8 protein-coding genes and 1 tRNA gene are annotated in these 14,006 nt (G+C 34.8%); 5 read left to right on the forward strand and 4 right to left on the reverse strand.

The window, feature by feature from the left end:
- The first annotated feature begins 392 nt into the window (after positions 1-392).
- Positions 393-468: transfer RNA gene (locus tag ACFINC_RS07010), tRNA-Lys, on the forward strand.
- 1,597 nt (positions 469-2,065) lie between these two features.
- Here ACFINC_RS07010 and ACFINC_RS07015 read toward each other — a convergent pair.
- The 4 genes from ACFINC_RS07015 to ACFINC_RS07030 all read right to left on the reverse strand — a co-directional run bounded on the left by ACFINC_RS07015 (position 2,066) and on the right by ACFINC_RS07030 (position 7,864).
- A complete protein-coding gene (locus ACFINC_RS07015; RefSeq protein ID WP_375616716.1) occupies positions 2,066-3,016 on the reverse strand; it encodes a YbhN family protein in 951 nt (316 codons plus the stop codon).
- Between the two features lie 24 nt (positions 3,017-3,040).
- Positions 3,041-4,783: a YbaL family putative K(+) efflux transporter gene (gene ybaL / locus ACFINC_RS07020; protein WP_375616717.1), complete on the reverse strand. Its 1,743-nt coding sequence runs from the start codon at positions 4,781-4,783 to the stop codon at positions 3,041-3,043.
- A 98-nt stretch (positions 4,784-4,881) separates the two neighbouring features.
- On the reverse strand, positions 4,882-7,395 hold the full coding sequence (gene secD / locus ACFINC_RS07025; RefSeq protein WP_375616718.1) for a protein translocase subunit SecD: 2,514 nt from the start codon (positions 7,393-7,395) through the stop codon (positions 4,882-4,884).
- Between the two features lie 91 nt (positions 7,396-7,486).
- Entirely contained in the window at positions 7,487-7,864 is a 378-nt protein-coding gene (locus ACFINC_RS07030; protein ID WP_375616719.1) for a hypothetical protein, read from the reverse strand.
- A 179-nt stretch (positions 7,865-8,043) separates the two neighbouring features.
- Between ACFINC_RS07030 and ACFINC_RS07035 the strand changes: the two genes are divergently transcribed.
- The 4 genes from ACFINC_RS07035 (at position 8,044) to ACFINC_RS07050 (ending at position 13,954) form a co-directional block, all read left to right on the forward strand.
- A complete protein-coding gene (locus ACFINC_RS07035; protein ID WP_375616720.1) occupies positions 8,044-10,419 on the forward strand; it encodes a mechanosensitive ion channel family protein in 2,376 nt (791 codons plus the stop codon).
- Positions 10,413-10,685 (forward strand): hypothetical protein, encoded by a 273-nt coding sequence (locus ACFINC_RS07040; RefSeq protein ID WP_375616721.1) that lies wholly within the window; start codon positions 10,413-10,415, stop codon positions 10,683-10,685. Before ACFINC_RS07035 ends, ACFINC_RS07040 begins: the two co-directional genes overlap by 7 nt.
- Positions 10,686-11,263: 578 nt before the next feature.
- Positions 11,264-12,199: an outer membrane protein gene (locus tag ACFINC_RS07045; protein WP_375616722.1), complete on the forward strand. Its 936-nt coding sequence runs from the start codon at positions 11,264-11,266 to the stop codon at positions 12,197-12,199.
- 579 nt (positions 12,200-12,778) lie between these two features.
- Positions 12,779-13,954, forward strand: a complete 1,176-nt coding sequence (locus ACFINC_RS07050; protein ID WP_375616723.1) for a tyrosine-type recombinase/integrase — start codon at positions 12,779-12,781, stop codon at positions 13,952-13,954.
- Positions 13,955-14,006: the final 52 nt, after the last annotated feature.

Here is a 14,006-nt window from a genome sequence, read left to right on the forward strand (position 1 = left end):
ATCCATGGGCTTTTATTTGTGTATTGAATCATGAACATTGAATGTAAAAAAACTGATACTCAAAGAAAAAAATAGCAAACTATTGCTTAAATGCATATGAGTATTGATAAAACAAAATGATGCTCCAACTCGCCTACAACCACAAGAAGGTTCCTCTAAATTTTGCTCGGGCATTATGCTCGATGATCCTCCAACTATAGGTTTTGTATAACAATCAGAACATTTATTATAGAGCTTCTTATAATGGGTTTATTTTTATATAAGATCAAGTGGTGAATATCATATTTTTAATCTTGCGGACAATGAGGCTATATAAAAAACAACAAAATATCTAGACATCCACTCTTAGGAGCGTTATAGAAACGCTCATTCTCATTTTTTGAGAAACTTATGGGTGATTAGCTCAGTCGGTAGAGCAGCTGACTCTTAATCAGCGGGTCGTGGGTTCGATCCCCTCATCACCCACCATTTGGTTTTATACCATAAATAACTTATTGATTGCGTATTTTTTTAGGATATTCAATAAAATTGAAGAGTAGGATTTCCCCATATGCAGTTGTTTAAGGGTAGTTTGTTGATATAGCTTGTCATCATTTTATATTTTAACATTCGCTTTTGGACCAATTTATTTTTTTTAAGAGAGCTTAAAAATCCTTTGATGTGTCTTGTCTTTTTAGAAATCGCAATTGGTGAGGAGAAGTTTCCTATCAACAATTGTATTATTTAAAGAATTATAAGAAAACTGTTCTTATTTCTTTTAATATAAAGTGACTAAAAGTTTTTTGGAGTTCTGGCCTATTGTTTAAAAACAGAACAATCTTTCTCTTTTAGTTGTGCAAGTAGGTAACGTAGATATTGTCTGATAATTCTCGCACTTAAACAAAAAATTTCTGTAATAATCATTGGTACTCTAATAGTCGGATCAAGGTCAACAAAGTGTTTAGCGGTTCAGTACAAGAATAAAATCAGGTCAGTTTAACGGATCAACAGTAATATCTGCTAAACGACAGAAAATAAGCTTTCATGAGGCTTTAAGTTTTAAAATATTAAACTGTTCAGTTACTCCCGTTAAAGCTTAATTGTTAAAAATATAGATATTGAAAAATCCGCTAAAATTATATAATACATTGATTTATAATAATTAATTGTTCTTCTTTTGAATAAGATACTTTAATATCGTAGGCTTATTTTATTTCAGTCTCTTTATAGTCAATCAATTAAAATCATTCATTTTTTGTACTTCATAAGTGGGATAAGGGTGGGGATAAAGACTATTGAAGAAAAGAATGTAAATGTCTTTTATTAAGGTTCTCAAGTGTTAAAAGGTACCATAAAATTGGAAGTGAAAAATAGTATAATTGTGCTGGCTTGCTCTTTTATTGAGCATAAAGATGGTGGTGCATAATGGCTTTACTATCGTGCCATTTACGGGGGGATCATGTAATAGTGGTGATGAGCGCTGAGAGAGGTTTCTTAAAAAAAGCGTGTGAATTGGCAACAAGATGGTATCTTGTTCTCTGTGAGAGGCGTGATTCTATTAAAAAACGCGATGAATACAAAGTGTGATACGATATGTGTACACATTATATTTCTAGATTTTTGTATGATCATTTAGGGGAATTTATTGAGGGTTATTGAAGTGTTCTTGCTCTATCATGCTTTCTCTTTTTCAAACAATAAAATGAAGTTATTTTCAGATAAAGGTTTTTAATTTTGCGCATTTGTTTTCTGCAAAAAGTTTTGCAATCATGTGCTTTATCCAACATAAAAATCGATTACATGATGAAATAGCTGCTTTAATATTCAAGATTAAATGTTAATTAAAGGTTATAGCAACGATTGTTTTTCTATACGGATATATATTTTAAAGTTTATGAGAGCTTTTTTGAAGAAAAATATTTCTATGTTTTTCGTAGAGCAAGATTCTTATAAAGAATGCGCTCAAAATTTCAATGTAAAAAAGATAAATACAAATAATGACTGCTTAATCCATATATACAATTGAACTTAGCATGACTATATCATTAATATGCACAGCAAAAAAATCATTGATATTTTTATTTATTCAGGTGGTGTTTTTAGGGGGACTTTTCCAGTATTGTTGCACTTCAAAAATGGCAACCACAAATAATGAAATGATGAGTGGTATGATCAAATAAAGTATTCTAAAGACAATAAGGGCTGCGATAACATCGGTTGGATTTATATTGGGCATGCCTGTTATGAAGAGAGCTTCAAGAACGCCTACTCCTCCTGCAGGAGCATTGGAGAGAAGAGTGATCGTAAAAGACGCTAGGAAAACACCAAGAACAGATATAAAATGAATATCTGCGTTATGTGGGAGAACAGCATATATAATTCCTGCTGCTCCTAAAAGCTCTAGAGGGCTAATGAGAAGCTGTTGAATAACAATTTTCAGCTGTGGATAGGAGAGTTGAATTTTTTTACCCAAGCGTAAGGGTTTTAACTGAAGCCAGCTGCCAAACGTATAAAGTGCTATACAGCTGAGTAAAATTGCTCCAACCGTCGTTCCCAACCATTCAGGAAGTTCTTCATGAATAAGGGTGATAATTTCGGGTTGCAAAACTAAAACGATTCCCAAAAGTAAGATTGTGCCGATGACAAAAGTAAAAGAGCAAAAACCTACTAATATTGCGATTTCTGTTCCATTTAATCCTTTCATTTTATAGGCACGATAGCGCACGACAGCACCAGAAAAAACTGAAGCGCCAATATTATGTGAAAGTGCATAGGTCGTAAATGAACATATAGCGATAAAAATCCAAGAAATTTTATGGCCCAGATGTTGTAAGGCAATCCGATCATATCCAGCAAGAGCAGCATAAGCTAGGAGAGAACATAAACAGGCTAATAACCAGTGCTGTGCATTTAAATTGCTCAAGCGTTCCAATACATCTCCAAACGAAATGGCAGAGAGCTTTATATAAAGAATCCGAATAGATATCAGCATTGCTAAGATACCAATTAATGGCCATATAAATTGCTTTATTTTCACGCGTCTTTATCCATTTTCTGTGTTTTATAAATTTTCATGATTGAGCATATTCTGTACAGAGCTTTGTTCCGTTATATGCTCTATAATGCCATTTGCAATTTCTTCATCATCCGTTACTACAACATCAGCACCTAAATCAACGAGATAAGCTGTTTCTGTATCGGATAATGCATGCGTAATTATCTGGATATCCTTCTTCATATCACGTATATTCACTATACATTCTCCTACTTCAATGGTACTTCGCATTGTAATAACAACTTTTTGTGCGCTATTTATATTTGCTGCGGTCATTGTTTCTTGTTGAATGATATTGCCACAAATAGCCTCAAAGCCATCTGCAATTGCTTTATCAGAGAGGCGTTTTGATTCTTCTACGATCACTATAGGTTTCCCTCTGTTTATTAAAGATAATGCAACACACTTACCGATACGACTATAGCCAATAATTACGATATGGTTGTTTTTTAAGGTTATCGGTAAAAAATCTTGGTCAGGATCTTTTGGATCAATATCAATAATTGTTTGGGTATTTTGTGAAGTTGCAGACAATTTTTCTAGATGCTTTTTAATTTTGTTACAGACCATGAAAACAAGAGGATTGAGCAAAATAGAAAAAATTGCTCCTCCAAGAATTAAATCATGGGCGTCATTGTTTAAAAGTCCTAAGCTTAAACTTAAACCAGCAAGGATAAAGGAAAATTCTCCGATTTGGGCAAGGCTTGCAGAAATAGTCAAAGCCGTTGCATTAGAATAGCGAAAAGCTTTAACGATGAAAAAGGTAACGGCAGATTTTCCGATTACAATAATGAATAAGGTTGCTAAGAGTGGAAAAAAATGAGTCAAGAGTTTCTCTGGGTCAAATAACATACCTACAGAAACAAAAAAGAGAACAGAAAAAGCATCGCGCAGTGGTAAAGATTCTTCAGCAGCACGGTGACTTAAATCTGATTCGCTCATAACCATACCAGCAAAAAAAGCACCAAGAGAAAGAGAAACACCAAATAAATGAGCGGCTCCAAAAGCTACTCCTAATGCAATAGCAAAGACGCTAAGACGAAATAATTCACGTGATCCCGATTGTGCGCTCATTTTTAGAAGCCATGGGATAACGCGTCGTCCAATGACAAGCATAAGTGCGATAAATACAATTACTTTCAGGATGGTGAGACCAAAAATACCCCAAATACTTAAATCTAACCATTGAACAAGAGGATCCAACGCTTCTTTTTTTGTATTGCTGAGGGCACTTGCCAAGGAAGGTATGAGAACAAGTATAAGGACCATTGCTAAATCCTCAATAATTAACCATCCAACGGCAATGCGTCCTTTTTCTGTTTCAATAAGATGACGCTCTTGCAAAGCACGTAGAAGGATAACCGTACTTGCTATGGATAAAGCTAGACCAAAGATCAAACTACCACTAAAGCCCCATCCCATGATCAGACCAAGGCACAAACCTAGAAAAGTAGAAAATGCCATTTGTGCAATAGCAGCGGGGACAGCAATAGCTTTGACAGATAAAAGGTCTTTTAATGAAAAGTGTAGCCCAACACCAAACATTAGCAAAATAATACCAATTTCAGCCAGTTGATTAATGATGACGGAATCTATTTTAAATCCACCTGTATTGGGCCCCACAATAACACCCGCTAATAAATAGCCTACAAGTGGTGAAATACGCAAACGGTTAGCAATCATTCCCAAGAGAAATGCTAAACATAAGCCTGCAACAATAGTTGTGATAAGTGGTGTGTCGTGGAGCATGAATTATTTACTATTCTTGATCAAAAAGCGAATGAATGAAAATGACTATATTTCTATGAGAAGAGAAGTGTGATGTATCATATGTATTAAAGGCATTCTCATTTCACTTTAATATTGGCACGATTATTTCGTTTATGCCACCAATTTCCTAGCAGGAGTAAAATAGGAGCAGCAATAAAAATAGAGGATGATGTTGCAATAATAATTCCAAAGACCATGGGTAAGGCAAAATTATGAACAGCATTTCCACCCCATATCGCCATGGGAAGCATAGCAAGAATCGTTGTAGTTGATGTAAAAAGACACCGTACAAGAACCTGATTAATTGACATATCAATCAGTTCGCGCAAAGGCATTTTTTTATAAAGACGCATATTTTCACGCATCCTATCATAGACGACAACCTTATCATTTATGGAATATCCAACAATTGTTAAGAGCGCAGCAATGGCTGTTAAATTAAAATCAAATTGAAATAAAGCAAAAAAGCCAATCATTTTTGTGGTGTCTAGAATGAGTGTGACAATGGCTCCAATGGCAAAGAACCATTCGAAGCGGAACCATATGTAGAAAGACATGGCAATAGCCGCAAGAATAACGGCAGTAAAAGCAGCTGTGGCAAGCTCACCTGAAATTTTGGGGCCAACAACTTCTATTTGATCGAATATGGTATCGGGGTAGATATTTTGTACAACTGTTTTGACCTTATCAATGGCGATGGTTTGTTGTGCTTCGCTACCACTTTGTTTCTGCATGCGAATTAATACGCTGTTTTCGTTATCAATATTTTGCAAGGTAATTTCACCAATATTAAGAGTAGAAAGCTTAGAACGCAGAGTGGCTAAGTCTGCTGGTGTTTTCGTGGTAATACTCATTTGGCTTCCGCCAATGAAATCAATTCCGAAATTTAAGCCAGGCTTAAAAAAGAGAAAAACTGAAGCCATTGATAAAACAATTGAGACGCCAATACCAATGAAGCGCGCTTTCATAAAGTGGAAAGTTGTGTTTTGTGGGAGAATGTTGAAAGCAGAATGAATATGCAGTTTTTTAATTTTCCATTTACGAACAATCCAAATCATGATGATGCGGACAATGGTGATATTTGTAAACATGGAGATAATAATACCAAGCAACATTGTTACAGCAAAACCACGAACTGGACCTGTGCCAAACCAAAATAGTAAAACAGTGGCTATAATGGCTGTAACATTTGCATCAACAATGGTTGCAAAAGCTTGTTTAAATCCACGATCTAGAGCTGCAAAAGCACTCACGCCTTTTCGACTTTCTTCACGAATACGTTCATTGATGAGAATATTGGCATCAACGGCAATACCGATGCCTAAGATAATACCAGCAATACCGGGCAGCGTAAGCGTAGCTCCAAGGAGGCTTAGTGCAGCAAATGTTAAAATCGTATGGAGGGCTAGTGCTATATTCGCAATAAGTCCCCAAATGCGGTAGAGAAGAAAAATAAAAATTGCAACGAGAATAAAGCCAATTATGCCGGTATAAAGTCCCATTTGGATGGCATCAGCGCCAAGATTTGGACCTACGGTTCTTTCTTCAATGACGGTGAGTGGTGCGGGGAGGGAACCAGCGCGGAGCAGAGCAGCCAGAGTTGAGGCTTCTTTGGGGTCAAAGTTTCCTGTAATTTGACCTTGTCCATTGGGAATAACACTATTGATGGTAGGAGCGGTTAAAACCTTATTATCAAGAACAATGGCAAAAGGACGGTTAATATTTTGTCGTGTTATATCGGCAAATATTTTTGCACCAACCGAATCTAGAGTAAATGAAATCATAGAACGTCCTGGCAATTGTGGGTCAAAGCCAGCACGGGCATCTTTCAGGACATTTCCATCTAAAGCAATTTGATCATAAATTGCATAGCGTTGCGTTTCATCAGTATATCCAGGAAGAATCGAAACACCTATCGGTGGATTATTGGGATCCACATTAGAAGGAACAAGATGAAAACTCATTTTGGCAGTTGTTCCTAAAAGATCACGTAATTGTTTTGGATCTTGTAAACCAGGCAATTGGACCATAATACGGTCATTTCCGACCTTTTGGATGGCTGGTTCTGAAACACCAACTTGATCTATACGGCGCCGGATGATTTCTAAGCTTTGTTCAATAGCATTGCTTATACGGTCTTTTATACCAGCTTCCGTTAATGTGATACGAAACATTTCATTTTGAGCACTGATCGTGATGTTATGTTCCGTCGTACCAAAGCTACTGTGTATGGGGGTTATTAATGTTTTCAAAGCAGAGAGTGCTTTTTCAGTTTGTGAGGGATCAGAAATAAGCGCGACAACGCTATCTTCAACGATACGCACATTTGATGTACGGATTTGTTTTTCACGCAATACATTGCGCACATTGCTTAAAACGATGTGTAATTGATCGCGTTTTAACGTTTTGCTATCAACCTCGAGCAGAAGAGAAGAGCCTCCTTGAAGATCAAGACCAAGTGCCACACGGGTATTGGGTAAAAATTTCGAGTTGTTAACTTGTTCGTGTGAAAATAAATTGGGTAAGGCAACATAAATGCTGCTTAAAAGGATAAAGCAATAAAGGGTAGTTAACCAACCAGGTGTACGCATGATATATTCCGCTAATAGGCAATCTAACAGTTATTCAAAGTTAAAAGCACAAATAAAATAAGGTAATCTTTTTATAATTCAAGGAAGAGGATTAGGTGTGTTCATTGGGAGGAGCGCGTTTATTTGAGAAATATTGTGTTTGAAAGTTACAAGGTTGTGTGACAATAGCTGGAATCTTTATTAAAAAGAAATCCAGTGTTAGGATTGTTTGAAAGGTCCTAATAAAAATAGATTCTGTATGGAGTGGTGCAGTTTTTTTGTTTTCAGTTGTGGTAACATTCACCTGATCACACTTATGATGTAAATCAAATCTATTCGTTTTAATGACATTATTGGTGTGTGATTGTTTGATTAAATAAGCGCGCGTTTCTAGGTTGCTCGTCAAGAATACACCTAAACTGGATAGAAAAATCCAGGTTGTCAAAGGAAAAAAATCTTCTTTTTTGCAATAAAGGTGCAAAAAAAACATACTAGAGTGCCTTCTTTAATCTTATTAAGCTCAGCTTATTTATCATTCTTTTATCTTATTATCAGTATTATAGGATAAGGGAAAGCTTTTATAAGATTATTCTATAAAAGTTGAAAATATCTTCCTTGTACTATATCTAAAGGAGAAGATAAAATCCTTTTTGTGCATCTAAGGTATATATGTATTCGTTTTGTAAAAAAAATATCCACAAACTTTTCCTTCTTTTAGCGATTATTGTTGCTTTAAATTCTGGTGCATGGGGAAATAAGGAGGACCAAAATACAATTGTCGAACAAACAATAGCTTCTTATTCAGTTGATGAAATTATTCAACAGCAACAATTGATTATTAAGACTCTTGAAGAAGATACTAAAGCTTTAAAAAGGGACTTTGACAGAAAATCAGAAGATGAACGTGCTTTGGAAGAACTGCGATTACGGGCCCAAGATATCAGTAAGCGTGCTTTTGAGGCAGCATTTGTTTTGCGTTCTCCTCTTAATGAGATTAATGCACTTCTTGATCAATTAACCGAGCTCTATCATGACGTAAAAAAACTGAAAAGTTCAGTGAAGGAATACTCTTACTTGATAGAGCAAAAAGCTAAAATTAATAGTATCATGCTTCAATTTGAAGCGTTTTTTTTGGCGACGAATAGAATAGCTGAACTTTCTATCTCTCAATCTCGTGAGCTTTTTAAACATACACTTACCTACAAGCTTGAGTTTTCGATCCCGATGGTTAAGCATCTTGCCCAAAAAACAAAAGAGGCTTCATCAGATTTTCTGTTGTTGTTAGATTCTTGGTGTAATTTTATATTTTATTTCAAGTTATTAGAACTATTTCTTTCCTTTTTAATTCCACTTTTTATTACGTTTGGTCTCTCATATTTTTCTCATAAAGTTCTTGTTCATGTGTATTGCCACTTTACGAAGTCTAATGAGGAAATATCGTATTTACAGCGCTTATTAATCGCCTTTATTTCAGTTCTCTTACCTTCACTTATCTGTATTTTTTGTGTTTATCTTGTGTTGTTTTTATTTCGTAGTTTTAACTTAGATCCAGGTAAGCTTACGACAGTTTTTGATATGATCGGTTGTCAAATTATTTTAGTGTTTTTAATTAATCGATTAGCGGTTGTTCTTTTCTCATCGAATAGGCCCCATGTGCGCCTTCTCAATATTGCACCATCGTCTGCTTCTCAATTGGTGATTTTGCTCACTTCTTTAGGGGGTGTTTTGGCATTTGATGCTGTTCTTGATAGTATTTATCAAATCATTTCAGCTCCTATATCTTTGACAATTGCTAAAAGTTTTATTGCTGTTTTTCTTGTAGCGATATTACTGTTTATAATATCATTTGTACCTGCGCGGTTTAGACGTAGGAATTTTCAAGAAGAAAAAAAAGAACCGTATTTTTGGCCATTTTATATACGCATTCCTCTTATTGGTTTGGGATTATTGCTGCTTGTGTTGAATTTTTTAGGTTATGTTGGTCTCGCACGTTTTATTATGCAGCAGATTATGATTGGTGGAGCATTTTTAGTTCTCATGTATTTAGGAATACAAAGCGCTCAAGCACTTGGAACTAAAGGTCAATTTATGAAAACAACAGTTGGTCATCTTTTGATGCAGAGGTTTCATTTAGAAGAAAAAACGATGAATCAATTGGGAATTGTTGTGAGCGTTTTTCTCAATTTGTTTGTTGTGGTATTTTGTGCAATGCCCATTGCTGTACGGTTTGGATTTTCCTATTCTGATTTGAAAGTAGTGTTGTGGCAATTGGTTACCGGTTTTCAGATTGGAAATATTACTCTTTCTTTGGTTTCTCTTGTAACAGGAATTATTTCTTTTTGTGTCTGCTGGTTTCTTATTCGCCGATTTATTGGTTGGTTAGATAATGTGGTGTTGGACCATGGAGAATTTGATTCTGGTGTACGTAATTCTATTAAAACAGTTATAAGTTATGGTGGCGTTGTGGTGTCTGCTTTGATAGGATTGTCAATGGCAGGTTTGGATCTTAGAAATTTTGCTCTTATTGCTGGAGGACTTTCACTTGGCATCGGTTTTGGTTTGCAGAATATTGTCCAAAACTTTGTCTCTGGACTTATTATTTTAGTTGGAAGACCATTTAAAATAGGAGACTATATAGAATCTGGATCAGTAGGTGGTGTTGTTAAGCGTATTAGTGTGCGTGCAACGGAGCTTGAGACAATTCAGCGTAAGACGATTATTATCCCCAATTCAAGCCTTATTAATAATAATGTGAGTAATTGGACTAGACGTAATAAAGTAGGACGAATTGATATTCCAGTTACTGTATCATCTAAGGTTGCGCCAGAGCATGTTGCTGAAATTTTATTAGAGATTGCTTTTGCGACAGAAGGAGTTTTAAAAAATCCTATCCCACAGGTGAGTTTTACTGCATTTGATTGTAAGAATTTTTCCTTTAATTTGGCTATTTATGTGCCTAATATTACCTCATCTTCTCATATAACCAATGCTCTTCGATTTGACTTATATAAGCGTTTTGCTGAGGAAGGAATCTTAGAATGCTGAAATGTATTTATGCTTTTATTACCGTTATTTTGTTGAATATTTTTACCATAACAGCTTTTGCCGCAACAGTGAAAAATACTGATTTAAAGATACACTCTTTCATTGTTGTTGAAGGAAGTGTACCTTTAAAAATTTCTTTAAATACGCATCAAACAATTACAATTTGTATGAAAGGATGTTTTATAACTTTTCCTAATAAAGACCGTTTTGCAATAAAAGCAGATGATAATATAGAAATCAGTAGGGGAAGAGCAATTTTTAAATAAAGTGGTTGAGGACTTTTTTGAGATAATCTCTAGAAAGATAACGATATTGCGCGTATTAATAATCTCATACTTTAAAAGTGGTAGTATGATTTCAGTGTAAGATAGATGTATTTTTTATATACGTAGAATATACATTATTCATTTTATATATAAGCATATAGAGGTATTTTTATACTATTTTATAGTTATAATATTTTTAATAAATATCAATATGCTAAAAATAATTACATCATTTCAGAATTTTTTTTCATGAAAAAATGCTTTGAAATATTCTATTTTATGATTTTTATGCGGTAATTTGGATAAAAAAGGTATTACATTTTCTCATTTTTAAAAATATAATAGATATTTTTATTAAAGATTTATCATTTAAAGTATTCATTATTATAATATTTTAATAGTTGTTAAAATTTATTTGATAAAATTCAATTTTGATGTAATGATGTATTTAGTAGTGATAGATTTAAATGTAAATGTAAAGGAGTTCATGCGGTTTTTTGGTATAAAATTTTATAAAACTTTGTTTTTCTAAATGTGATTTTTAATTATATTTAAATTTAGCAATGGGGTATAATTTTATGAATACAAAATTTATAACAGCATCTGTTTTTTCTTTGGTTTCATCTTCTATAGTACAGGCTGCAGATGTCATAGTTCCTGAAGAGTCAGTACATGTTGCTTCAGAAGTTGCTTCTTCTTCACTTTTTTCTTGGTCAGGTTTTTATTTTGGGGGGCAAGGTGGTGGCTTTTCAAGTAAAACTTCTGCAATAACGCGTGATGTTAATATTCCTCTCTATCCTGATGAGGAGAGTAAAAGTAAACCATGGGTACCCATCGAGAAGCAGTATATGCCTGAGCTTTCTGGCTTCGTAGGTGGCCTTTATGCGGGTGTTAATTTTGATCTTGGTAATAATTTTATCGTGGGGATTGATACGGATATCCTTTTAACGGAAAAAAAGGATACAAAAACAAAATTTCATGCTGATGAATCCAGTGCTGGTGGTTCGAGTCCTGAAGGAACTGATAGTGGTACGGGAACTGATACTGGTACTGAAGAAAATGGTAAAAAGAAAGAAAGTCATAAAAGGGCACTGTTTGACAAAGAGCAGGGGCCTAGCTTTTCTCGCTCTGGTACAGAGACTACAGAAGAAAAGGATAGCTTAACTTTTAATCATACTTTTAAACAAAAATGGACTGGAGCCACAAGGGTGCGTGTTGGGTTTTCTGCTCATCGAGTGATGCCTTATATTGCTGGCGGTATCGCTTATGGACAATTTCAAGATGTTTTGTCGACAGTCATGACGGGATCTGAACCTTTTAATAGGACATCGGATGCTACAAAAATGATGATTGGTTACACTCTGGGTGGTGGTGTTGATTTTGCAATGACAGATAATCTTGTTTTACGTGCGGAATATCGTTACTCAGATTTTGGTAAAAAGAAATTTAAAGACGAGATTGAAGTTAAGTATAAGACGAATGATTTTCGTGCAGGAATAGCTTACAAATTCTAGTTTTTGTAGGAATAAATTCGGCTTAGGAGTTTAAGAGGTCCTATCTTTGGTAGGGCCTTTATTATAGTGGGAAAGAAATCTTTAACTTTGAATGATTCTAAAGAATTATTCAGATTCTTTATTGTTTAGAATGTAACTCTTTAGTTTATAAAGTATGGTTGAAATATTTGTTTGCAAAGAAGGAATGATTCGTCTTTTATATCATTACAGTTATCATCTGATAATATTGTTATAGAGTTACAAATAATAAACTTAAAGATAGTTTTCTAAACATTAGAAAATAAAGAGAATTTTCATGAATTGGTGCGGACGGCGTGCACCTATTTTTTCTTTCTTAGAATTTTCTACGCTATCACCTGATTGCGCGTTTTACTTTTTTATATATTTATAACTAACTGTTTTTATTTGATTTTATTTATAAAATTGCCTTTTGTATATAATCTTGCTATCAAATGAAATCGCTCCAAGTGCGATTCAAAAGGTGGTTTAGAAGGTGGTTTAGAAGGTGGTTTAGAAGGTGGTTTAGAAGGTGGTTTAGAAGGTGGTTTAGAAGGTGGTTTTTAAAAGGTGGTTTAGAAGGTGGTTAGCAGAACAAGGACACGTGATAGACTATCTGTCTTATCTGTAAAAAATCTATCTAAAGGAAAATACGCTGATGGAGCTGGGCTATGGCTTATCAAAACAGCCCAAAATCAAGGGCGTTGGGTTTTTCGATTTGATTTCAATAAAAAACGTCGTGAAATGGGATTAGGCTCTTGTAGCGTTGTATCTTTGAAAGAAGCGAGGCTTAAAGCTACAGCTTGCCGTGACCTTTTGCACCAAGGTATTGACCCGATTCGTAAAAGGAAAAATGAAAAATTACGGCAGGCAGTTGATAGTATTTCTTTACAAAAAATAGTTTTAAGTGCTTTTGAAGCTAAAAAAAGCGAATTGAAAAATGAAGGTAAAGCAGCAAGGTGGTTAGCACCTCTTACATTGCATGTTTTTCCTAAACTTGGGGATATAGCAATTACTGAATTGACGCAATTTGATATAAAAGAGTGTTTGTTGCCTATTTGGAAAATAAAAAATGAAACAGCGAGCAAGGCTTTATCACGTTTGAATATTGCTATAAAACATGCGGCAGCGCGTGGCATAGATGTGGATATGCAATTGGTCCCAAAAGCAAAAGCTTTATTAGGAAAGTTTATTCAAAATGTTCAAAATATCCCTGCTATGCCATGGCAAGAGGTTCCGGCATTTTATCAAAGCTTGGATGATAAGATTCTTTCAAATTTAGCACTGAAGTTGCTTATTTTGACGGGGGTAAGGTCATATCCATTGCGATATTTGCGTCTTGAACAAATAGATAAAAATATATGGACAATACCAAAAGAAAATATGAAAGGTATTGTGGGAAAAGTTTCAGATTTTCGCGTGCCATTAAGTCATGAAGCTTTGAAAGTGATTGAGAAATCCCTTCCCTTTGAAAAGAATGGTTTTTTATTTGCTGGGAGTTCTGGAAAGCCTATATCTGATGTAACACTTTCTAAATTCATGAAAGACAAAGGTTTTGATTATAGACCCCATGGTTTCAGATCTAGTCTTCGGGATTGGATAGCAGAGACAACATCAACACCTTTTGAGATTGCAGAAACTGTTCTTGCGCATTCAGTTGGGAGTTCAGTGACAAAAGCTTATATGCGAACGGATTTTTTAGAACAACGCCATGCTCTCTTGGAACAGTGGGCTGCATTTATAACAGGAGCGACTTGACAGGATTATAACAATGTGTCTATTTTCGAATCAGGTGCCTAGAAAACACCTT

The organism is Bartonella sp. AP58NXGY (genome assembly GCF_042195785.1).
GTDB lineage: Bacteria > Pseudomonadota > Alphaproteobacteria > Rhizobiales > Rhizobiaceae > Bartonella.